The organism is Streptomyces sp. NPDC006294, from assembly GCF_042870895.1.
GTDB lineage: Bacteria > Actinomycetota > Actinomycetes > Streptomycetales > Streptomycetaceae > Streptomyces.
On sequence record NZ_JBIAHV010000008.1, the window covers coordinates 172,912 to 191,135 of the forward strand.

Genomic DNA, 18,224 nt, shown 5'->3' on the forward strand with positions numbered 1-18,224 from the left:
CTCGGGGTTCGCGGCCCCTTGCCCTTACGTGTTCCATCATAGGGCATTGATGTATTGAATTGCAACACCCTTGGTGGGGGAATGGGAGCGCCCCCGGCTGGATGCCGGGGGCGCGGGATGGGGTGGGGTCAGGTCACTCGCGGTCGGAGTGCAGCCACTCGGCCAGGTCGGTGACCGCGTCGTGAGCGATGAGCATCGCTGCCAGAGCGCCATGCGCCCGAGGCTCCGAGTACTCCATCTTCACGAGCAGCCCGTACAGGTCCATGGCGGCGAGCCACAGGATTGCCGCCGTGAACAGCTGTGCCTGGTGGTCCTCCGGGATCGGCACCTCTTCGGCGATCTCGGAGACCCGGCGGACGGCGGGCACGGTCTCCAGGTTGGAGACTGCGCCGGTCGGCAGGGAGATCGGGAGGGGCAGTGCCTCGCAGCAGGCCACGAGGCCGGTGTAGATGACGGAGAGGCGGAACGCGATGTGCTCCATCATCTCGTCCTGGGAGTCGGCCATTGTCGGCTTCCTTCCGGTTGTGGGTGGTGGGTTGGGGTTCGCGGCCCCTTCCCTCTTGGTCTCTATTATGGCGCATTGATGTATTGAATTGCAACAGTATTGGGGAAGGAAACGGCCCCAATCCCACGAAGGGACGGGGCCGTTCACCACCCGCTACACCAGTCGCCACCGGGACAAACGATCATCCGCGCCAACCGCCGCCGTCAGCCGCCGACCCGGCAGCTCCCGCGCCGGCACACCCACCGCAGCCGCGATCTCCCCGGCCGGATACCGGGCCGGCGCCCCCGCATCCGCAGCGTCAGCAACGATCTCCGCCTCGTCGCCGACGAGCAGCAACACCCTTACTCGCACTCGCTCGCTCATGTCCTCATCATCCCTTCTGCTGGGGCTCGGTGTTGGTCGACGGAGGCGGGGGCGTCGGGCGTTCGGCGGCGGCCGCCGCCTGGCTCGCCTCGTTACGGTCGCGCAGCTCGTCGACGGTCATGGTCTTCTTCAGTGCCATGCTGATGGTTCCTGTCTCGTGTTCGGGATGGGGTCCGGGGCGGCCGGATGCCTGGCAGCGAGGGCCGCCCCGGTAGACCGGCGGGAGACCGCCGGGAGACGGTGGGTAGATCGGGGTAGACGACGCGGTAGACCCACAGGTCAGGCGGCGTCTACCTGCTGGGAGACCGGCGGCGTCTCCCAGCCGGGGAAGTGGGCGTCGAGGTCACGCCGGCGGACCCCGCGGGTGGGGCTTCCGCCCACCTTGACCTTGGGGTCGACGGGGATGCGCAGAGCCTCGAAATGGGCGCGCAGATCAGCCACCGTGCGGCCCTCCCACTGGCCGTGCGCCTGAAGGTGGGTGAGGACCTCCGAGAGGTGCACCGCGGGCCGGCCGCCGAGGACCTGCCGCAGCAGTGCGAGCAGGGGCTCGACGCCGGGCTGATCGGGGGCCTCGACGGGCGGCGTGCCAGCGGCCTGTTGGGCGGCCGGGGCGGCGCGCCATGCGGACCGGACCCACCAGGCGGTGAGGAGCCACATCAGCCAGGGGATCGCGCGGACTACCGCGTACGCGACGCACGCGGCCGCGGCGAGCACGGCGAGACGCAGCAGCGGCCCGAGTGCGGCGCGCCATCCGTCCAGGTCCTCGCGTCGGCCGGCCTTCACCCAGGCGGTCAGGGCTGCGGTGCGCTGCTCGTAGACGATGCGGGAGCCGTCCGCCAGGCGCTGCGCGGCGCGCGTACGGGCGGCCGCGTCCAGAACGGCGCGCTTCACAGGGAGACCTTCCCCTCGACGAGCGCCTCGGCGTAGGCGCCGATGTCGTTGACCCCGGCAGGGAGCCAGTCCAGCAGGAGGACGATGCCCGGCAGGATTCCGAGGACTGCGCCCGTCACGAGACCGCCGACCATGCGCCGCTTGTCCTGCTTCCCCGCGCCCTTGAAAGCGAGCAGGACGCCGAAGAAGTAGAGGGTCGCGGTGACACCGCCCGCGGAGGTGAGGGTGCCCATGCGGGCCGTCGCCACCGAGGCCGAACTGGTGCCGGCGGCCGCGGAGACGGCGGTGTCGCCGCCGCCGGTGATGAGGCTGGCGATGCCGTCGGCGCTCCATCCGAGGAGGCCGCCGACGCACATGGTGGCGATGAGGCCGAGGAGCAGCGCGGAGGCGTAGGGCAGCAGGGCTTTGGGGTCGCGGCCTCCTTTCCACCAGGGCCTGATGTTGGCCCAGGCGACGGCGAGAGCGACGGCGACACCGGCCAGGCTGAGGGCGGTCATCGGTGGACTCCTGTGGTGATGGTGACGATGTCGAACCAATCGAGGGCGCCGCCGATCAGGCCGATGAGGGCGACGACGGAGGCGGTCAGCCAGCGCAGGGCCTGTGTGCGGGCGAAGGCGCGGGAGGCGAGGAGCAGGGGTACGAGGCCGAGCCCGTAGCCGTACGCGATGCCGAAGGTCTGTCGGGCATCGGCTACGCAGTACGCCCAGATGCTGCCGAGGCTGTGGCCGACTCCCGGGATCGGGATCACGGCGGCCAGGAGGGCGAGGAGCAGCTGCCAGGGCCTGGCGATGCTGGTGACCCAGGCCCACAGGCGCGTCCAGCGGGTCGGCTCGGGCGGGGGCTCGGTGGGGATCAGTGTGGCGGTGACGTGGACGTGGACCGGCCCGGGCGGCGGAGGTTGGACCGGTGCCGGCTGCGCTGGCGGTGGCGGCGGTGGGGTGGCGGCCGGTGGCGTTACCTCCCGCCACGGCGGGATGTCGTCGGGACCCGGCGGGTGATCGGGAAGTGGAGCGCCACGCGGGATGACCCGAGTTGGGGTGATCGGCGCGCGGCCCCCATCGGGACCTGATGCGGTCATGCGTATCCACCCTCCATCCGCGGCTTCTCGGGCGCGGGCTGGGGCTTCTTCGCGGCGCGAGAGAGGGCGGTCCGGATGTACGGCTCGGTGACGACCAGGCGCCGGTGCCGCTCCAGGTGCTCGGCAATCTCGCGCGCCCGCGCATCAGGACCGAGGATGGATGCGGCCTCGACGACGGCGGCCTCCACGGTGACGGGCTCCAGGCCGCTGGCCTGCGGAGCATCAGCCGCATCAGGTCGATGCACCTCGTACGTCGGGGGTCGAGTGCCGAGGATCAGAGCCACCTGGACCGCGTCCACAACGACTCCGTACGAGATGAGCAGGGCAGCCAGCTCGGCAGGGTGCATGTCCGGATGCGCATCATGGGCGATGCGGACCGCATCAGCTGGCTCCATGCGGGCGAAGTGCTCCTGGAGCTTGCGGCGCGCGGCGTGCCGGTCGGGGGTCGGCGGCTTCGGCGGGGCCGGTGGAGGGGCGTACATACCGCGCAGGGCGAGGTCGGCGCCGTCGCGGAGACGCTCACGCTGGACCTGGAGCAGCTGGGCGCCGAGCTGGGGGTCGCCGACACCGACGCGGGCGCCGAGCTTCCAGGCCTTGCGGCGGGCGGATTCCCGGGTCTCCTCGTCCGGATGCCCGGCCGCGAGCGCGGACTGGTAGGCGAGGGCCTGGACGGCGTCGGCGTTGCGGCGCTGGACCTCCATGTCGACGCCGTCGCGGTAGACGACGATCCGGCGGGCGACGAAGGCCAGCCCTTCGGCCGCGCCGGACATGGCCATGGGGGTGATGGCGTAGACGACTGCCTCGCGGATCGTGTCGGCGACGATGACACCGGTGACCGCGGCCGCCACGGGGGCGAGCCACAGGCCAACCCGTACCGGCCCGGGGGCGGTCTGGCCGAACATGGTCACCAGGAGCATGACCGTGGCGAGGATGAGGACCACGCCCTCGCCTGCGGCAACGACTCCGAGGGCGGTCGCAGTGCGGTGGAACTCGCTGGCCACGTTGGTGTAGGTGCCGGCAGCGCCGAGGGCTCCGACCGCGGCCATGGGCAGGGCGGTCACGATCAGCACGGTCTTCTGGCCGCCGGTGAGCTGGCGGGGTGTGGTTGGCACGAAGGCTCCAGCAACTCGGAGGCGCGGGCCCGCGGCGTGCGGGCCCGCGGCGGGGGTGGTCAGCGAGAGGATTCGGCGTCCGCGTCTTCGGCAGCGCGGAGGGTGATGTCGGTGTGCCGGTGGTCGTCCAGGGCCCGCTGCTTCTCGGCAGCCGCGTAGTCATCGGCGGCGGCGGCAAGCAGCGCGCGGACACGCTCCTGCTCGGTGCTCATCGGCTGGCCGCCTTCCGGAGTCGGAGGGCGTACTCGCCGCGGGTGATGCCGGCCTCGATGGGCGGCATGTGGCGCAGCAGCTTCTGCTCGGCGTCGTTGGCGTCCTCGGTGCGGAAGCCGTAGGTGGTGGTGGCGTAGCGGAGGGCGAGGGTGAGGCGGCGGGAGTCGGTGATCAGCCCGGCGGGGCGGACCGACGTGAGTCGGTCGGCGATCTGGATGAGCAGCGCGCGGGTGCCGGGGTCCAGGTCCTGGACTCGGCGGAGCGCTTCCTGCGCTGTGGTGGTGTCGGTACTCTCGAGCATGGTCATTCCTCCTGGTGAAGCAGGCGGATGGCTGGCCCCGGCCGGGCTCTCACACACCGGTCGGGGCCGACTTGTTGGAGCACGAGACCAGGGAGAGCGCGGCCTCGCCAGGACAAGTTAAACCCTAGGGTTGATGTATCGCAACCCTAGGGTTTAATCTGCGAGTGTCGGGCTCTCGCGCCCAGGAGGGAGCGGGAGTGGCGGAGGAACCCGAGGAGGTGGGGCGGCTTGTGGAGGCCATCGAGGCGATCGGCGCGATCGAGGATGACGCCGTGTGCGCGCTTGCAGTGTCGAAGCTGCTGGAGCAGTGGCCGGATCATCACTCCCGCCTGCGCGAGATCAGGCAGCAGCGCGTCCAGGCGCTCAAGGAGCAGGGCAAGACCTGGGCTGAAGTTGGCCAGATGATCGGCGGGGTCAGTGCGGCTCGGGCGCAACAGATCGGCGCCGGCCTACGAGGGTCGAAGCGTCCGCCGAAGAAGGATGTCGGTGCGGGCGAGTAGCCTGCGCAGCACGCAGGGCCCCCGCCTTCCTCCCGATGGCGGGGGCCCTGTGCTGTCTATGACCATACCTCTACTATCGAACATGTGAGCGAACAACCGTCAATGAACCGGCTTGAGGTACTCCGCTTCCTCCGCCGGGTCCAGGAGCAGCAGCTCCAGCAGACGGACCGCTGGATCGCACAGGAGCAACAGCGCGCCGCAGCCGCCGCATGCGCCGAACGCACCCGGCCCCCCGCCGACCCGGGCTTCGTCGTGTCGCACGGCATCGGCGCCGACCGCCGGCCCTTCGAGGTGCACGTCGGCGACTGCCGGATGGCGAAGCGGACGAAGCCCATCTCCCCGGAGCAGGCCCGGAGGACGCTGGCCGACGGCGTCGAGGCGTGCCAGTTCTGCCGGCCGGACACCGAGCTAGGGCTGCTGTGACCGCCGACCAGGGGCACGATGGAGAGATGACCGCGCCGATCGTCGTGCATCGGCCGTCACCGAGCGGCGGCCGCCGAGTGACCGTGCGCCGGATCGGGCGGGACGAGATCCTCGGCCTCGCGCACTCCGATCGCGACCTGATCGTGTTCCTCGAGGCGGCCGGCCTCCTCGACCCAGACCAGATCATCGACGATCCGCAGTGGGTTGAATGGCGCGGCGGCCGCGCACATCAGTGGGACGCGGCGTAACTGTCCCCGCCGCTCGCGCGTTGCCCAGCCCATGGACCCAGTGGCCGATCTCGAAGCCCTGATGGAGAAGCCGGGCGAGCGGCTGCCGCTCGTAACGGCCGGCGAAGCCCGGGCCATGCTCGGCCTCCTCGCCTTCATCGACGAGGAGACGCATCCGCAGGCGTACGAGCTGGCGCAGGAGCTGCGGGTGATGGTCGGGCAACGGCTGCCCACATAGGAGCGAGCCCTGCCAGCATGCTGGCGGGGCTCGCTATCGTCGGGTCAGGCCGCGGCGCGCTTGCCCCAGAGATCGACGACGAGGTCGATGCCCTGCGAGGTCGCGTAGGCCGTCGGGAAGATGAAGCCGTTCTTGGTCTCCTGCTTCACCACGAACATGTCGGTGTCCTGGTAGAACTTCCGCGGCATGTTCCTGTTACCGCCGGACCGGGACGTCTGCTTGCGGAAGACGTTCACCTCGACGAGCCAGCTCGTGAGGGCCCGCACATTGGTGTGCAACAGGTCCGCCAGCTCGGTCATCCCGCAGAGGCCGTCAGAGTTCAGGAAGGCGTCCCACTTGCCGGCCTTGGGGGCAAGCACCTTGTTCTCTGCGGCGAGTGTCTTGTTCTCACGCACCTGGCCGAGCAGAGCGACAAGTGCCTGTTCGTAGTCCTGCGGCAGAGCAGGTGCCGTGGCGACCGCCGTTTCCGCCTTTCGCGTCTGGACCGCGAAGTACGTCTGAGCGGCTGCCACCTCCGGCTTCCGTGGATCGCCGTTCATAGCGACCATGTAGGCCCCGTAGCGGGTGAGCTTGTAGTTCAGCCGCTTCACTCGCGGCATGTTTCCGCTGGTCCGCACGAGTTCGGGGCGCTCCGAAGCGTGGAGGTGCGGCGTCTCGCCGCTGTTCGCGATGGCCACCTTGGCCCTCTCGATGGAGTTGCGGAAGTCCTCCCACCTGACGTAGCCCAGAAGGGGCTGGAGGTCGCGCGCTGACCACCACTCCCCGTTTTCGTCCGTACGGCGGATTCTGTCGAACGGGGTGCCCCCGCTGTTGCCATCTGCGGGCAGCGCGATAGTGTCGGTGATAGCCAAGGTTTCATCCCCTTGAACTCATGGCTCCGGCGGATGGCCGTCCGCGTGAGAGCCGTTCCGAGGCCGCCTTCACATCGAAGGCGGCCTTGTTACATTCAGGTTAGGGCACGTTGCCGACACTCTGTTCGTATGGGCCACAATTCGTAAGGCACTGGGTGCCTGTCGACGCTCGGGTCTCCCTTCGAATCCACAGTTTCGGTGTCGCTCAGTGTCACTGGATGCCGCTGAATGTTGCTCAGTTCAACGGTGTCACAGGCGTCGTGTGACGCACGTCTCACCTGAATTCGTGGTAGCGAACTCCTTGAGGAAGAGGATGTGCAGCTCCCGCTGAGTTGGTTATGTGGGGGTGGCGCCGTGATGTGACGCGTCACTTCGGCAATGTCCAGGTGCGGCCGCAGCTGGTGCACCGCACGGTCGGCCGGGCACCGGCCCCGCCGTGCATGTCGAGCAGCCCGTCACACAGCGGGCATGCTGCGTCGAGGCGGACATGCCCGTCGCCGACGTCGAGGACCTGCTCGACCACCCGTGCCGAGCTGCGCGCGACCGCCCGGATGCGAAGCAGCTCGTCGTCCGACAGCGGCCGCCACGGTCCTCGTACTCCCTGCACCTGGGCTAGGAGCCACAGGGCGGCGCGGGGAACAGTGCGGCTGCTGCCGTTGAACCGCCACCGACGCGGGTCGTTCGCCTGCTTCAGGGCGAGGAGGTCCCGGCGGGCGACGTCCGCCCGGGCGGCCTTGTACGCGCGGGGGTTGGCCGGCCACTCCGACCGGGGCGGTGCCGGACTGATGGGCGAGTGCTGGATGGCGGCCGCGGTCTGGTCGGCGAGTTCGATGAGGCCAGCCTCGACGAGGGCCAGGGCGTCGAGGACGTCGAGGCGGAGGGGGGCGGCGGTCCAGCCGGGCTGGTCGGGGGATCGCTCGAGCTGGCGTAGGGCTTCGGCGCGGTAGTGGGCGGCTTCGCGGTCTTCGGCGGTCTGGTGGCGGGTGGACATGGTGGCGATGCCCATGGTGGGGGGCCAGGTCTGGGTGCGGGTGCCGAGGGCGTCTTCGAGGTCGCGCCAGTGGCGGGCGATGGCGAAGAGGTGCTGATCGGTGGCGTGCTGGCGGGTGGTGGTGGTCATCAGGGGGCTCCGGGTGGGTCGGCGGGTAGCCTGGTGATCACCTGGGGGCGCGCCCGGTCCGGGAAGACAGTGGGCGCGCCCCTGCTGCATGTTCAGCGGCGGCGGGGCGGTCCGTACGGGGATTGCCAGGCTGGCCGGTCGCGGCGGCGTACGGGCCTCGCGTTCTCGTCGAGGAGGCCGGCCGCCCGGAGTGCTGCGCCGAGCTCGGCGAGCCGCTCCCCGTACGCCCGCGCGACCGGCGCCAGCGCCTCGACAAACCGGCGGAGGGTGGTCTGCACTTCGGCCAGGCGCTCGGCGAGCGCGTCGGTGTCCCCGCTGATCTCGATGGATGCGATACCGGGCACGGGCACCCACTCGCCGTGCTGCTCGATCTCGACGGTGAGCTGTCGTCCTTCGATCACGGGGTGGCCTCCTCCGGCTGGACGACCGTCACCGTTCCGTCGGGGGGCACGATGTTGACCCAGGTGTTGTTGGGCTCGTCCTCTGCCCTCACCCAGTGGAGATCCATGTCGTACTTCTCGTACGTGGCCTGGTAGGTGACCCGGACACGGTCGCCTGCTGCCGGTTCTCTGCGGTTGTCCATGGTTGTCCGGGAGGCGGGGGCGGGGACGATGTGGTCGTTCTCGACGCAGTGCGAGGAGAGGCAGCGGCCGACGTTCAGCGCGTCCAGGGCGGCCTCGACGGCGCGCCAGATCTGGGCGTTGCGGACGACGTCCTCGAGGCGGCTTCGCTCGCCGGGCAAGGCGCGGATGTACGCGTACACGGCGTCGTAGCCGGGCTGCCGGCGGCTGGCGAGCGCCCGATGCTCCACGTCCTCCACGTCCTCCGTGCCCTCGGTCGGCTCGTCCGGGGACTCAGGGCCGGGATCGTCGTGCTCCTGGTCGACGTCCTCGGTGAGCTCGGGCTCGGGCGGGCATTGCGCGCAGCGCTGGCTCGTCGTGCAGGTGCATGGCGGCGGTTCGGGCGTCGGATGGAGCGCCTCTCGCAGATCCAGGACGGCTTCGCAGATGGAGAGAATGGCTGGCAGATCCCCTCTGCGACTCCACTCGGCGGCGACCTCGTCCGCGCGCGTGACCGCGGCCTCCGCGCGGAGTGCGCGGTCCAGGTACTCGGCGGCCAACTCTGCGGAGCGGTTCACCGCAGCCTCGGCGTCCGGCCGTACGGCGGCGAGCGCCTTCGCCAGTTCGGCGACCTTCGGATCCTGACGGTCGCCGGTGCGCACCTCGTACACGTACATGGCCGCGTCGAAGGCGCCGATCGCGGCGATGCCGAAGAGGACGGACGGGAAGATCTGCTCGTCCACGGCGAAGAGGAACGAGAGGGCGAGGTAGGCGCAGGCGGCGAGGGCGTGTCCTCGGCTGCGTAGGCGGTCGGTCATCGGCCGGCCTCGCCTTCGGGCGCCGGGGTGGGGGCTTCGAAGTTGCCGTCCGGCCAGGTCGGCGAGAGGAGTCCCAGGATCTGGCTCGCGTTGATCATGCCGCCTGGTCCTTCGCGGTCGCGCACCTGCTGGCACCGTTCGCTCGCCCGGTCGATGGCGGCGGCCAGTTGGTCGCGGTCGCAGGGCTCGCCCGGGTCATCGGTGAGTCGGTCGAGGACGTCGCGCCAGTACTCGGCGGCGACGGGTGGCCGGCCCTTGCCGCGGTCGAGCATGAACCGGAGCTTGTGCAGGGTCTCGCGCAGCTTGGCCAGCTCGGCCGCTGTGTCGCTGGGCCCCTCGGGGGCATCGTCGGCGGGTGCGTAGGTGTCGGCGAAGATGTCCGGCTTGCACGGGTAGAACTCGCCCTGCACGCCGCGGATGATCCAGTCGCCGACGTTGCCGCGCATGACGCCTTCGAGCGTCTCGATGAGCAGCACCGGGCCGCCGTCGTCGGCGGCCTCCGTGGCCTTGCCGCCCTGCTCCCGGATCCAGGCGAGGACGTCGTACGCGGTGTCGATGTTGAACTGGCGGGCGTCGATCTCGACGGGCCGCTTGCGGAAGTGGGGCGCGGGAGTCGGGCGTCCGCCCTGGGTGTTGTCCATGGGGTCCTCGGTGGTCTCGTCGAAGATGAGCTGGTCTTGTCCGGCAGCGCCTCGGCTGCCGTGGTACTTGGCGGCGCAGACGGGGCCGCGGCCGGCCGCGCGCGACTCGGGGTCGTGGAGCGGCCGGCCACAGTCCTGGCAGGTGAGCGGCATCAGCGGAGCGCCCCGGTCCATCCGGCGAGCTCCTCGGCCGTCTCCGCGTGCGCACTGGTGAGGCGCTCGTGGTCGCGGAGCAGCTCTTGGAGGGCGTTCCAGCAGCTGGCGGCGACGGTGTAGAGCTCGCGCTCGACGGGGGTGTCGAAGTGCCCGCAGGCTGCGTTCAGGCCAGTCGTGAACCGCATGGTGCGGATCTGGGCCAGGCGCTCGGGTGTCAGGTCACTGGCCATCGGTGGCTGCCTTTTGGGGGCGGTCGAGGAGCAGCTCGACGTCGCCGAAGCGGATGGTCATCGGCGGCTCGTCGGGTTCGCCGTGGACCAGGCGCCAGCGGCCGGCTTTGTGGTCCCACTCGATGTGCTGGTCGCCGGAGCTGTTGCTGATGTGGCCGTCCGGTTCGACGTGGAATGGGATGCCGGCGTCGACGAGGGCGTTGAGGCCTTCGACGGCGCGCTGCCAAGGGCCGTCTTCGGGGAGGCCGAGGGCGTGGCGGTCGGCCGGGAGGTGTCCGCTGGTGGCGGTGAGCAGCTGCTCAGCGAGGAGGCGGTTCTCGCGGCGGGCGCGGGCGCTTTCGGCTCGCCAGCGGGCGACGGCGCGGAGGGCGCGGTGGAGTCGGCGCTGTTGGTCCTCGTACCGTCGGCGGCCGAGCGGCTCGCGGCCGGAATCGGTCCAGGCCTGGATGAGGCCGAGCGCCTGCTGGTGCTGCTTGGGGGTGATGGCGGCGAGGAACTGGTTGGCCAGTTGCTCGCGGAAGACGTCGCCCATGCCGGATCCCCAGAGGCTCCAGTCGATGAGGGACCAAAGCTCGTCGGGGTGCTCGACCGGGTGCGGGTTGGGGAGTTGGCCGCGGTAGCGGGCGCAGGCGCGGAGGGCGCGGTCCAGGCGACGGCGGTATGTGATGCAGCGGCGGAGTCCGTGGTCCTGCGTGGTGTCGAGGGCGCTGTATGCCTCGACGAGGAGGCGGCCGTTCTCGTCGCGCTGTGCTTCGGCGGCGCGGAGGCGGCGGGTGGTGGTGAGTCCGAACAAGGTGTGCTCCTGGCGGTGAGCCGGGGGCGGGCCCCTGGTGTGGGCCCCAAGTCCGGTGCGGCGGTAGGTCAGGCGACGAGGTTCATGAACCGGGCCATCGCGAGGTTGTGGCGCGCGTCGGCGAGCGCGTTGTGGTGGCCGGCCTCCTGCTGCGGCAGGTCCCGCGGGGTGAGGCCGAGTCGCTTCGCCTCGGTGACCAGGTCGTCGGTCTGCATGGGCAGGCCGGCGGGGAGCTGGCTCATGGGGCCGAAGAGCTGGGCGTAGGCGACGTGGTCGTACGCCGCGTAGTAGGCCCAGAGGTCGGGGCGCGGGGTGGCGTTGATGAAGTCCTGGACGAGGCGGGCGATCTGGGCGCGGGGGCGGACGTCGGGGTGGCCGAGGTCGAGCCGGTCCAGGCCGCGGTGGCCGCGCGGGTTCTTTGTGGTCGGCAGGGAGGGCCAGACGTTGGCCATGAGCCAGCCGTGCTGGAGGACGGCGGCCTGGTCGAACTCGCTGCTGACGGCGTAGAGCTCGCGGCCGTCCTCGGCGACCATGCCGATCGAGATGAGGTCGACGGTGCGGCCGTCGTCGAGGAACTCGGTGTCGTAGAAGATCTTCATTGCGTGGGCTCCTGGCTGGTGTCGAACTGTGCGAGGACGGCCGCGTACTTCTCCCGCTCGGCGGTGTACTTGGCGACGTATTCGGCGTTGCCGTGGGTGGTCCACGTGTCGATGTGGTCCTGGGCGTACTTCATGGCTTGGCGGGCCTCGGCGGCGATCGCGGCCGGGGTCGCCCACGTGTCATCGGTGATGAGCGGCGTGCCCTCGTGGACGTGGGACCAAAGGTGCGAGTGCACGGTGTGCAGCTGCATCGAAGCGTTGCGGTCGTAGAACGCCGCCTTGTAGAAGATCCCGACGCGGCGGCGCCCCAGCTCGTCGACGATGTACGACCACATCGCATGGTCTGATGCCTCGCGCTTCCAGCCCTCCGGAAGGGTGGCTGGCGCGAACAGGGGGTCGGCCGAGTCCGGCTCGCCGAAGGTGAACCCGAGGGCCTCGAAGGCGGCCCGGTCGCGGAACTCCGTGGGCAGGCGGTCGGAGTTGACGACCTGCGCCTGTCCAGCGCGCTCCTGGGCGCCGACGAAGGCGTCGTTGCTGCCGGTGACCAGCGCCGAGGCGAGGAACCCGGTCACGTTGTCGGGGTCTCGCATGCTGCGGATGGTGTTCTCGATCAAGGCTGCTCCAGGTTGGTGGGTACGGGCAGGGTGTCGAGGGCGTCGCCGATGTCGTCGGCGATCTGGCGCCAGCGGGCGGCGAGCTGCGGGGCGGTCGTATCCCGGGTGGCTGCGGCGACCAGGAGCGCCTCGACGATCTCGGAGGCGTCCCGGGCCCCGCCGGGCAGACGAAGGACGGCGGCCATCAGCGGGCCTCTGGCGGTACGGGCGCGGTCTGCGGCGACGGTGCCGGCACTGCTGCGCCCGCGTTGTTGCAGGCGGCGAGCAGCGCGGCAGCCGTCACCACGATGGCGAGGGCGCGGAGGGTGCGCATCAGAACGGCGGCTCGTCGGAGTAGCCCTTGGCGGCGTCGACCGCCCACGGGTCATCCGCCGGCGGCTGCGTCGGCCGGGAGCGCTGCGCCTGCCCCTGAGCAGGCCGCGAACCGGGCTGGGCGCCGCCCTGGCCGCCTCCCTGCGACGCCGCATCCTTCGAGACCTTCGCGACGGAGAACGCCAGCGACGGGCCGATGCTGCGGATCATGAGCGACGGCCGCTCGTGCTTCTGACCGTCCTTCTCCCACGACTCGGTCCTGATCTCGCCGGTGACCGTGATCTCCATGCCCTTCTCCAGGGTCTCGGCCACGTTCTCCGCCAGGCGCTCCCAGACCGAACCGCGGATGAAGAAGACGTCGCCGTCCTCCCACTCCCCGGTCTGCGGGTTCTTCCTACGGGAGTTGAACGCCAGCGGGACGGAGGCGACGGCCTTCCCGGACTGGGTGAAGCGGAGCTCGGGGTCCGCGGTGAGCCGGCCGACGCCGGTGATCGTGGGCAGTGCCACAGGGGTTCTCCTTACGCGTGGAACCGGGGGGAACCGGTTCGCGGGTGGGTGGGTGGTTCAGGGGGTGTCGTTGCCTGCGTTGCGGCAGTCGGGGTAGTCGGTGCCGAGGTGGTAGCGGGGGACGGTGTAGTCGGGCTGGCCGGGCTTGGGGATGGGGCCGTGCCAGGTGTTCAGGCCGGTGCCTGTCGGGATGGGCTTGCCGCAGTGGGCGCAGATCATCGGGTGCGGCCGGGTGTCGATGTCGTAGATCCAGGCGGCGCAGATGGCGGCGACCTGGATCAACTCGGCGCGAAGGCGGGCCGGATCTGACTCGGCGGCGGCTTCTGCGAACTCCTCCAGAGCGATGTCGAGCCATGAGACGTAGCCGTCTCCCTCGGCAGCGAGCTGCTCGACCGCTTCTCGCGCGGTGGAAGCGACGAAGCTGGCGGGCCCGGTGAAGGACCAGACGCGGTCGGGTCCGGTCCCGTCGCGGTGGTGCTGGTCGCCGAACTTGGCGAGTTGCGTCTGGCGCTCGCGGTCGATGGCGTGGGCGAAGCGGCTGAGGCCGGGGGTGTTGAGCAGGGTGGGGTACATCTCGGGTCCTATCGGGGGCGGTTGTTGATGAGGTGGGCGATGCCGAGGAGGGCGGTGCGCTGGGAGGTGTCGACGGTTTCGTGCTCGATTCGGGTGTCCGCGGCTTCGTCGCGGAGGAGTTCGACGAGGTGTCGGCCGATGCCGGGGTGCATGAGGGCGATGTAGTCGGCGTTGGCGCCGTTGCTCATGGGCTCGTCGACGACTCGGACGGGCGGGAAGTGCTCGTGGCGGGGGCCGGCGTGGACGAGGCGGTCTCCGCGGCACATGGAGAGCCAGGGGCCGTGGGTGAGTTCCGGGTCGTTGAGGTGTGCCTGGAGGTCGTCGGCGGCCTTGTCGAGTGCGGCGGACGGTTGCAGTGCTTCGGTGGTCAAGGGGTCCTCCTTCGGTTTCGGTGGTCGTCGAGGCGGGTGACTCCGACGGGGAGGGCGAGCTGCTGTTGCTGGGCGGGGCAGGTGGCGATGTGGGGTTTGTGGAGTCGCTCCCAGCCGCAGAGGGGGAGTTCTGTCGTTGGGCGGCGGGAGCGGAGGGTGCCGTTGCCGTCGCGCCAGACGGCGGTGTTGCCGTCGGGGTGGGGTTCGGGGTCTACGGCGAGGCGGCGTCCGGCTTGGGTGAGGGTCCAGCGGATGGGGCGGTGGCAGTCGGGGCAGGTGGTGGGTCGGGTGGGCATGTCGGGTCCTGGTGGGTGGACTGGCGCTTCTGGGTTGTCATGGACCAGGCGACTTTGCGGGCGTCGTGGGAGCTGGCGCCGGGGAGTCGTCGGCCGGTGCTGGGCACGGTGCAGGGTTCGCCGGTGGGGGCGTGGCACCAGGCGCAGCGGACTGCCATCTCGGGGTGGCGGTAGGTGCGCATCAGACGGTCTGTCCGAGGAGTGCCGGGCCGACGCCGACCCAGCGCGGCATCCGGTACGCGGTCGTTTCGGTGAGCTCGGCTGCCTTCGCCAGGACGCGCTCCAGACCTTCGCGACGCTGATCGGGGCAGCGCAGCTGGGCCTGGACGTCGGCGAGGATCGGCCGGAGCAGGTGAGCCTGGATCTCGATGCGGCCGCGAGTGCTGTGCTGCGCGTGCTCGCTGGTGATGTGCATCCAGTCGGCTGCGTCGAGTCCGGCGGCGAGGGCCAGGGCGTCGATGTGGTCGCCCAGGGCGGTGCCGCCGGCGGTCCAGGCGTAGCGGACGGCGGCTCCTCCACAGGGCTTGTGGAAAGTGATCCACAGGAACGTCTCGGGGGCCGCAGCGTCGGTGATGCTGCGCACGAGGGCCAGCTCGACGGGTGCGCGGTCGGTGCTGGGCTCGATGGCGATGGTGGTGGTGAGCATCAGGTGGCGTCCTCGAACGTCGTCGGGGCGGGCTGGGCGGCGAGAGCTGCGGCGGAGGCGGCGCGGCGCCGTTCCTGCTCGCGCTGCTCTTCAGCGGGGTCGAGCGGCGGGAGTCCGGCGGCATCGCGGCGGGCGTCGTCGAGGCGGCTGGGGTGGACGTCCTGGCGGCGGCGGCCGCGGGTGGTGCAGCTGGTGCCGGGGAGGGCGGAGCAGCTGCGGCAGGCGACGGCGCGGGGGTTGACGACGCCGTCGCGGACACGGGGCAGGGCCTTGCCGACGGCGGCGAGGACGGCGGCCGCGCGGCCGGTCGGCTCGGTGCCGGCGGGCAGGGCCGGGCGGTCGGCGGTGCCGAGGGCAGCCTGGATGCTCTGCGGAGGGGTCCGGCCGTCGGCGGCCGCGGTGATGAGCTCGCGAACGGAGGCTGCCGATTCGGCGCCGGTCTCGAGCGGGTTGCCGTCGTAGACGACGTTCGCCAGCTCGATGCGTTCGGCGCGGCGTTCGCGGATCTCGGTGACGATCTCGGCCGGGGAGACGAAGGGGCGGCGGCGGGCGACGGCGATGACGGCGGCTCGGGCCTCGTCGACGGCGTACGGCTTGAGGATCTCGCCCCAGACGTCGGGGGTGTACTCGCCGAACTTCTGGGCTGGGCAGGCCGCGGCGACGTACTCGGCGATCTGCACGGCTTCTTCTTCGGTCACGGGGTCTGTCCTTCCTGGCGCTGTGCGGCACGGTGGGCGGCGCGGGCTCGGGCGCGGTCGAAGACGGTGTCGCCGGCGGGCTGCCCGGGGGCAGGGGTGGCGGAGCCGGGAGCGTTCATGACCTGGTTCACGACGCTCGGCAGGGTCGAGGGATGCAGGCCTTTGGTCATCCAGTGGGCGATGCCGCGGCGGATGTCGTCCGGGTCGATGTGCTCCTCGAGGAGCACCCGGATCTGCTTGGCCATCTGGCCGATGACGGACTTGGGCGGGCGCTTCGCGGTGCGCTCGAGCCACTCGCTGACGATCGTCTGGGCGGTGACGACCTCGGCCTCTTGGCTCTCTTCGACCTCGTCGATCACTTCACCGTCGAGCGCGTCGTCTTGAGCGTCAGCCGAAGACGAGGGGTCCGTGTACGAGAGAGGTCTTGTAGAGACAGGAGAGACAGTAGGTGTCCGGGATTCCCGGACACTGACGTCCGGTGTTTCCGGACACTGAGACGCGTCAGTGTCCGGGTTCTGCGGACACTGGGATTCGTCGTCAGTGTCCGGGGTTCCCGGACACTGAGGGTGGTCAGTCTCCGGATTCTCCGGACGCTGAGACTGGGGGTCAGTGTCCGGACTTTCGGGACGCTGAGCGTCGTCAGTGTCAGGGGAATCCGGATCCTGGAAGTCGTCTTCAGCGTCCGGGAGTTCCGGACACTGAAGCGCGAGGACCGCGTACTTCGCCGTGCCGTTCTTCTGACCCGCGCTGACCTTCTTCAGGCAGCCCTTCGAGACGAGAGCCTTGATCACTTCGTAGACCTGCGGGCGCGAGACCTTCGCGCGGCGGAGGATCTTCGGGGACTCGACGCTGGACCAGGTGATCCGAGTCTCGTCCCGGGCATCGTCCGCCAGCACCGCGAGCAGGAGCTTCTCGCGATGCGTGAGCGTCGTCGGTGCGTAGTCCAGCACCTCGACGTACAGGCGGATGCCCACGAACTGGTCTCCTCAGGTTGGGGGTGGCGCGGCCGGCCGGGGCGACCGGCCGCGCGTGGAGTGGGTCAGCGGGACGGGGAGCCGTTGAGCACGGCGATGTCCTCGGAGATCCCGTTGTCGATGAGCGTCCGGATGTCCGTGAACGCGGCCGCCAGGACGTCGCCGGGGCGGTCGAGCTTGATGCCGAGCCGGAGGCTCTCCTTGTCGAGGCGGTACTTGAAGCGGGCGACGACCTTGTACGGTTCGGTGCCCTCGAAGGGCCGCAGCCCGAGGGTCAGCGTCGCCGGGATGACGATGTCGCCCTTGTGGCCGGCCTTCGCGCTCGTCTCCTCGACGTACGAGAACCGGCGCTGCCCGGAGTCGAGCCGCTGCGAGGACTGGAAGTCGGCCTTCGTCGTGGCCTCGAACGACTCGGCCAGCTCCAGCATCGTCGCGCTGTCGGGCTCGACCAGGTCGACGAGGTTGTCCTCGACGAACTCGGCGAACTGGCCCTGGGGCATGAGCTGGCCGTCGATGCCCGTCCATGCCTCCCAGGCCGCGGTGTGCCGAAGCTGGAGCTGGAGGCGGTGCTCGGACCAGCGCGGGGTGTCCGCCTGGTGGGCATCGAGGACCGCGGTGACCGTGCGGCGCTCGACGTCGGCGTAGACCTCGGACTGGTCGTCGCCGTGCTTGTCGAAGTAGGCGAGGAAGCTGTCGACGTCGCGGACGATCGTCGTGCCGGACTTCCTGGCGGGCTTGCCAGTGTGCTCGGGCCCAGTGAGGTCCATCTTCTGGACGCCGCCGCCGGGGGTGACGAGGGCGTAGATGAAGCCGGGCTCGAGCTGGCGGGGCTGACCGGCGCGCATGGCGACGTCGATGATCGCCTGGGCCTCGTTCAGCTTCTCGGGCAGCGTGGCGTCGTAGCGGTTGAGGGTGGCCATTACTGGGCGCTCCTGAGGTGCGTGATGGTGGTGGGCTCGACCTCGCGCAGGCCGGTGAGGACGGGCTGGCGCGGGTCGGTGCGGGACAGGTTCATGTCGTCGTCGATGAAGAAGATCGACTTCGGGCGCTCCGTCTTCGGGAGCTTCGTCACCACGGCGTCGGTGACCGTGAGGGTGCGGCCGTCGGTCCCCGGGATCGGCTTGACGTCGATCTTGAGAGTGATCGATCCGCCCTTGCCGGTCTCCTGCACGGCCTGGACGAGGTCGTGCAGCTTCTCCGAGAGCTCGGTGTGCAGGGTGCCGCCGGCCTGCTCCTGGAGGAACTCGGCGAACGGCCGGACCTGGCGCTCCGGTTCGGTCTCGGGGGTGGGCTCGTCAGTCATGACTTCCTTTCCTGGACGGCCCGTTGGGCCGCGCGGTAGGTGTGCGGGGCGGACCGGCGCTTGCCGGACGCCACCGCGCGCTGGTCGAAGAGCGCCGAGGCACTCTGCGGGGACGGGGTGGACCAGGCGGCGTTCGGCCAGCCGGGCCCGGGCTGCGGCTCCGGTTTGCCGGCCAGAGCGGCGGGGGTGTGGAGGGGGCAGCGGAGGCCGGAGAGGTACGGGCGGATGCCGTCGACCGCGCGGCAGTGGCGGCGCTCGGCACCGATCCAGTGCCGGCACTCGGGGGCGCTCGTCCTCTCCAGCTCCGCCAC

At 70.6% G+C, this 18,224-nt stretch carries 34 protein-coding genes; 4 read left to right on the top strand and 30 right to left on the bottom strand.

Annotated elements, in window-relative coordinates; genetic code table 11:
• Positions 1-133: 133 nt before the first annotated feature.
• The 9 genes from ACFYOP_RS16235 to ACFYOP_RS16275 form a co-directional block, all read right to left on the bottom strand.
• Positions 134-505, bottom strand: a complete 372-nt coding sequence (locus ACFYOP_RS16235; protein WP_356894060.1) for a hypothetical protein — start codon at positions 503-505, stop codon at positions 134-136.
• Positions 506-658: 153 nt separating this feature from the next.
• Positions 659-868 carry a hypothetical protein gene (locus ACFYOP_RS16240; protein ID WP_356894062.1) on the bottom strand — a complete coding sequence of 70 codons (210 nt, stop codon included), beginning with the start codon at positions 866-868 and terminating at the stop codon, positions 659-661.
• A gap of 7 nt (positions 869-875) precedes the next feature.
• Complete coding sequence (locus ACFYOP_RS16245; RefSeq protein ID WP_356894064.1) at positions 876-1,007, bottom strand: hypothetical protein; 132 nt, start codon at positions 1,005-1,007, stop codon at positions 876-878.
• 140 nt (positions 1,008-1,147) lie between these two features.
• Positions 1,148-1,759 carry a hypothetical protein gene (locus ACFYOP_RS16250; protein ID WP_356894066.1) on the bottom strand — a complete coding sequence of 204 codons (612 nt, stop codon included), beginning with the start codon at positions 1,757-1,759 and terminating at the stop codon, positions 1,148-1,150.
• Positions 1,756-2,256, bottom strand: coding sequence for a hypothetical protein (locus ACFYOP_RS16255; RefSeq protein ID WP_356894068.1), 501 nt, complete (start codon positions 2,254-2,256; stop codon positions 1,756-1,758). Before ACFYOP_RS16255 ends, ACFYOP_RS16250 begins: the two co-directional genes overlap by 4 nt.
• Positions 2,253-2,507, bottom strand: a complete 255-nt coding sequence (locus ACFYOP_RS16260) for a hypothetical protein (protein ID WP_356894070.1) — start codon at positions 2,505-2,507, stop codon at positions 2,253-2,255. The genes ACFYOP_RS16255 and ACFYOP_RS16260 overlap by 4 nt, the downstream gene beginning before the upstream one ends.
• A 326-nt stretch (positions 2,508-2,833) precedes the next feature.
• A complete protein-coding gene (locus tag ACFYOP_RS16265; RefSeq protein ID WP_388451748.1) occupies positions 2,834-3,949 on the bottom strand; it encodes a conjugal transfer protein in 1,116 nt (371 codons plus the stop codon).
• 59 nt (positions 3,950-4,008) lie between these two features.
• Entirely contained in the window at positions 4,009-4,161 is a 153-nt protein-coding gene (locus ACFYOP_RS16270) for a hypothetical protein (RefSeq protein ID WP_388451751.1), read from the bottom strand.
• Positions 4,158-4,463 (bottom strand): hypothetical protein, encoded by a 306-nt coding sequence (locus ACFYOP_RS16275; RefSeq protein WP_356897977.1) that lies wholly within the window; start codon positions 4,461-4,463, stop codon positions 4,158-4,160. The genes ACFYOP_RS16270 and ACFYOP_RS16275 overlap by 4 nt, the downstream gene beginning before the upstream one ends.
• Before the next feature lie 197 nt (positions 4,464-4,660).
• Here ACFYOP_RS16275 and ACFYOP_RS16280 point away from each other — a divergent pair, with 197 nt between their 5' ends.
• The 4 genes from ACFYOP_RS16280 (at position 4,661) to ACFYOP_RS16295 (ending at position 5,851) form a co-directional block, all read left to right on the top strand.
• On the top strand, positions 4,661-4,963 hold the full coding sequence (locus tag ACFYOP_RS16280; protein WP_356897978.1) for a hypothetical protein: 303 nt from the start codon (positions 4,661-4,663) through the stop codon (positions 4,961-4,963).
• A 102-nt stretch (positions 4,964-5,065) separates the two neighbouring features.
• Positions 5,066-5,386, top strand: a complete 321-nt coding sequence (locus ACFYOP_RS16285) for a DUF6233 domain-containing protein (RefSeq protein WP_356897979.1) — start codon at positions 5,066-5,068, stop codon at positions 5,384-5,386.
• A gap of 26 nt (positions 5,387-5,412) precedes the next feature.
• Positions 5,413-5,634 (top strand): hypothetical protein, encoded by a 222-nt coding sequence (locus ACFYOP_RS16290; RefSeq protein WP_356897980.1) that lies wholly within the window; start codon positions 5,413-5,415, stop codon positions 5,632-5,634.
• 40 nt (positions 5,635-5,674) lie between these two features.
• A complete protein-coding gene (locus tag ACFYOP_RS16295; RefSeq protein WP_356897981.1) occupies positions 5,675-5,851 on the top strand; it encodes a hypothetical protein in 177 nt (58 codons plus the stop codon).
• A gap of 44 nt (positions 5,852-5,895) precedes the next feature.
• On the opposite strand, the gene ACFYOP_RS16300 is transcribed toward ACFYOP_RS16295, so the two are convergent.
• From ACFYOP_RS16300 to ACFYOP_RS16400, 21 genes are all read right to left on the bottom strand, one after another.
• Positions 5,896-6,702, bottom strand: coding sequence for a phage antirepressor KilAC domain-containing protein (locus ACFYOP_RS16300; RefSeq protein ID WP_356897982.1), 807 nt, complete (start codon positions 6,700-6,702; stop codon positions 5,896-5,898).
• Between the two features lie 367 nt (positions 6,703-7,069).
• Positions 7,070-7,822: a hypothetical protein gene (locus tag ACFYOP_RS16305; RefSeq protein WP_356897983.1), complete on the bottom strand. Its 753-nt coding sequence runs from the start codon at positions 7,820-7,822 to the stop codon at positions 7,070-7,072.
• A gap of 92 nt (positions 7,823-7,914) precedes the next feature.
• Positions 7,915-8,223: a hypothetical protein gene (locus ACFYOP_RS16310; RefSeq protein WP_356897984.1), complete on the bottom strand. Its 309-nt coding sequence runs from the start codon at positions 8,221-8,223 to the stop codon at positions 7,915-7,917.
• Positions 8,220-9,200, bottom strand: a complete 981-nt coding sequence (locus ACFYOP_RS16315) for a hypothetical protein (protein ID WP_356897985.1) — start codon at positions 9,198-9,200, stop codon at positions 8,220-8,222. Before ACFYOP_RS16315 ends, ACFYOP_RS16310 begins: the two co-directional genes overlap by 4 nt.
• Positions 9,197-10,015, bottom strand: coding sequence for a DUF6011 domain-containing protein (locus ACFYOP_RS16320; protein WP_356897986.1), 819 nt, complete (start codon positions 10,013-10,015; stop codon positions 9,197-9,199). The genes ACFYOP_RS16315 and ACFYOP_RS16320 overlap by 4 nt, the downstream gene beginning before the upstream one ends.
• Entirely contained in the window at positions 9,994-10,227 is a 234-nt protein-coding gene (locus ACFYOP_RS16325) for a hypothetical protein (RefSeq protein WP_356897987.1), read from the bottom strand. Before ACFYOP_RS16325 ends, ACFYOP_RS16320 begins: the two co-directional genes overlap by 22 nt.
• Positions 10,217-11,020, bottom strand: coding sequence for a hypothetical protein (locus ACFYOP_RS16330; protein WP_356897988.1), 804 nt, complete (start codon positions 11,018-11,020; stop codon positions 10,217-10,219). Before ACFYOP_RS16330 ends, ACFYOP_RS16325 begins: the two co-directional genes overlap by 11 nt.
• Before the next feature lie 68 nt (positions 11,021-11,088).
• Positions 11,089-11,619: a 3'-5' exoribonuclease domain-containing protein gene (locus ACFYOP_RS16335; protein WP_356897989.1), complete on the bottom strand. Its 531-nt coding sequence runs from the start codon at positions 11,617-11,619 to the stop codon at positions 11,089-11,091.
• A complete protein-coding gene (locus ACFYOP_RS16340) occupies positions 11,616-12,209 on the bottom strand; it encodes a hypothetical protein (protein WP_356897990.1) in 594 nt (197 codons plus the stop codon). Before ACFYOP_RS16340 ends, ACFYOP_RS16335 begins: the two co-directional genes overlap by 4 nt.
• A 20-nt stretch (positions 12,210-12,229) precedes the next feature.
• Positions 12,230-12,418, bottom strand: coding sequence for a hypothetical protein (locus ACFYOP_RS16345; RefSeq protein ID WP_356897991.1), 189 nt, complete (start codon positions 12,416-12,418; stop codon positions 12,230-12,232).
• Positions 12,418-12,546, bottom strand: a complete 129-nt coding sequence (locus ACFYOP_RS16350) for a hypothetical protein (protein ID WP_356897992.1) — start codon at positions 12,544-12,546, stop codon at positions 12,418-12,420. Before ACFYOP_RS16350 ends, ACFYOP_RS16345 begins: the two co-directional genes overlap by 1 nt.
• A complete protein-coding gene (gene ssb / locus ACFYOP_RS16355) occupies positions 12,546-13,052 on the bottom strand; it encodes a single-stranded DNA-binding protein (RefSeq protein WP_356897993.1) in 507 nt (168 codons plus the stop codon). The genes ACFYOP_RS16350 and ssb overlap by 1 nt, the downstream gene beginning before the upstream one ends.
• 57 nt (positions 13,053-13,109) lie before the next feature.
• Complete coding sequence (locus ACFYOP_RS16360; protein WP_356897994.1) at positions 13,110-13,625, bottom strand: hypothetical protein; 516 nt, start codon at positions 13,623-13,625, stop codon at positions 13,110-13,112.
• Positions 13,626-13,633: 8 nt separating this feature from the next.
• On the bottom strand, positions 13,634-13,996 hold the full coding sequence (locus ACFYOP_RS16365) for a hypothetical protein (protein ID WP_356897995.1): 363 nt from the start codon (positions 13,994-13,996) through the stop codon (positions 13,634-13,636).
• The gene (locus ACFYOP_RS16370) at positions 13,993-14,292 is read right to left on the bottom strand and encodes a hypothetical protein (protein WP_356897996.1); all 300 of its coding nucleotides are present in this window, start codon (positions 14,290-14,292) and stop codon (positions 13,993-13,995) included. Before ACFYOP_RS16370 ends, ACFYOP_RS16365 begins: the two co-directional genes overlap by 4 nt.
• 181 nt (positions 14,293-14,473) lie before the next feature.
• Positions 14,474-14,938, bottom strand: a complete 465-nt coding sequence (locus ACFYOP_RS16375) for a hypothetical protein (protein ID WP_356897997.1) — start codon at positions 14,936-14,938, stop codon at positions 14,474-14,476.
• Entirely contained in the window at positions 14,938-15,636 is a 699-nt protein-coding gene (locus tag ACFYOP_RS16380; protein ID WP_356897998.1) for a hypothetical protein, read from the bottom strand. Before ACFYOP_RS16380 ends, ACFYOP_RS16375 begins: the two co-directional genes overlap by 1 nt.
• A complete protein-coding gene (locus tag ACFYOP_RS16385) occupies positions 15,633-16,610 on the bottom strand; it encodes a hypothetical protein (RefSeq protein ID WP_356897999.1) in 978 nt (325 codons plus the stop codon). The genes ACFYOP_RS16380 and ACFYOP_RS16385 overlap by 4 nt, the downstream gene beginning before the upstream one ends.
• A 65-nt stretch (positions 16,611-16,675) precedes the next feature.
• Positions 16,676-17,530 (bottom strand): DUF2303 family protein, encoded by an 855-nt coding sequence (locus ACFYOP_RS16390; protein WP_356898000.1) that lies wholly within the window; start codon positions 17,528-17,530, stop codon positions 16,676-16,678.
• Positions 17,530-17,913 (bottom strand): hypothetical protein, encoded by a 384-nt coding sequence (locus ACFYOP_RS16395; protein ID WP_356898001.1) that lies wholly within the window; start codon positions 17,911-17,913, stop codon positions 17,530-17,532. Before ACFYOP_RS16395 ends, ACFYOP_RS16390 begins: the two co-directional genes overlap by 1 nt.
• Entirely contained in the window at positions 17,910-18,224 is a 315-nt protein-coding gene (locus ACFYOP_RS16400; RefSeq protein WP_356898002.1) for a hypothetical protein, read from the bottom strand. Before ACFYOP_RS16400 ends, ACFYOP_RS16395 begins: the two co-directional genes overlap by 4 nt.

What these genes read in the sequence shown, in the direction of transcription:
- ACFYOP_RS16235 (WP_356894060.1), bottom strand. Translation starts at nt 505, where the DNA reads ATGGCCGACTCCCAGGACGAGATGATGGAGCACATCGCGTTCCGCCTC.
- ACFYOP_RS16240 (WP_356894062.1), bottom strand. Translation starts at nt 868, where the DNA reads ATGAGCGAGCGAGTGCGAGTAAGGGTGTTGCTGCTCGTCGGCGACGAG.
- ACFYOP_RS16245 (WP_356894064.1), bottom strand. Translation starts at nt 1,007, where the DNA reads ATGGCACTGAAGAAGACCATGACCGTCGACGAGCTGCGCGACCGTAAC.
- ACFYOP_RS16255 (WP_356894068.1), bottom strand. Translation starts at nt 2,256, where the DNA reads ATGACCGCCCTCAGCCTGGCCGGTGTCGCCGTCGCTCTCGCCGTCGCC.
- ACFYOP_RS16270 (WP_388451751.1), bottom strand. Translation starts at nt 4,161, where the DNA reads ATGAGCACCGAGCAGGAGCGTGTCCGCGCGCTGCTTGCCGCCGCCGCC.
- ACFYOP_RS16275 (WP_356897977.1), bottom strand. Translation starts at nt 4,463, where the DNA reads ATGCTCGAGAGTACCGACACCACCACAGCGCAGGAAGCGCTCCGCCGA.
- ACFYOP_RS16285 (WP_356897979.1), top strand. Translation starts at nt 5,066, where the DNA reads ATGAACCGGCTTGAGGTACTCCGCTTCCTCCGCCGGGTCCAGGAGCAG.
- ACFYOP_RS16290 (WP_356897980.1), top strand. Translation starts at nt 5,413, where the DNA reads ATGACCGCGCCGATCGTCGTGCATCGGCCGTCACCGAGCGGCGGCCGC.
- ACFYOP_RS16305 (WP_356897983.1), bottom strand. Translation starts at nt 7,822, where the DNA reads ATGACCACCACCACCCGCCAGCACGCCACCGATCAGCACCTCTTCGCC.
- ACFYOP_RS16315 (WP_356897985.1), bottom strand. Translation starts at nt 9,200, where the DNA reads ATGACCGACCGCCTACGCAGCCGAGGACACGCCCTCGCCGCCTGCGCC.
- ACFYOP_RS16320 (WP_356897986.1), bottom strand. Translation starts at nt 10,015, where the DNA reads ATGGACCGGGGCGCTCCGCTGATGCCGCTCACCTGCCAGGACTGTGGC.
- ACFYOP_RS16325 (WP_356897987.1), bottom strand. Translation starts at nt 10,227, where the DNA reads ATGGCCAGTGACCTGACACCCGAGCGCCTGGCCCAGATCCGCACCATG.
- ACFYOP_RS16335 (WP_356897989.1), bottom strand. Translation starts at nt 11,619, where the DNA reads ATGAAGATCTTCTACGACACCGAGTTCCTCGACGACGGCCGCACCGTC.
- ACFYOP_RS16340 (WP_356897990.1), bottom strand. Translation starts at nt 12,209, where the DNA reads ATGCGAGACCCCGACAACGTGACCGGGTTCCTCGCCTCGGCGCTGGTC.
- ACFYOP_RS16345 (WP_356897991.1), bottom strand. Translation starts at nt 12,418, where the DNA reads ATGGCCGCCGTCCTTCGTCTGCCCGGCGGGGCCCGGGACGCCTCCGAG.
- ACFYOP_RS16350 (WP_356897992.1), bottom strand. Translation starts at nt 12,546, where the DNA reads ATGCGCACCCTCCGCGCCCTCGCCATCGTGGTGACGGCTGCCGCGCTG.
- ACFYOP_RS16360 (WP_356897994.1), bottom strand. Translation starts at nt 13,625, where the DNA reads ATGTACCCCACCCTGCTCAACACCCCCGGCCTCAGCCGCTTCGCCCAC.
- ACFYOP_RS16370 (WP_356897996.1), bottom strand. Translation starts at nt 14,292, where the DNA reads ATGCCCACCCGACCCACCACCTGCCCCGACTGCCACCGCCCCATCCGC.
- ACFYOP_RS16375 (WP_356897997.1), bottom strand. Translation starts at nt 14,938, where the DNA reads ATGCTCACCACCACCATCGCCATCGAGCCCAGCACCGACCGCGCACCC.
- ACFYOP_RS16390 (WP_356898000.1), bottom strand. Translation starts at nt 17,530, where the DNA reads ATGGCCACCCTCAACCGCTACGACGCCACGCTGCCCGAGAAGCTGAAC.
- ACFYOP_RS16395 (WP_356898001.1), bottom strand. Translation starts at nt 17,913, where the DNA reads ATGACTGACGAGCCCACCCCCGAGACCGAACCGGAGCGCCAGGTCCGG.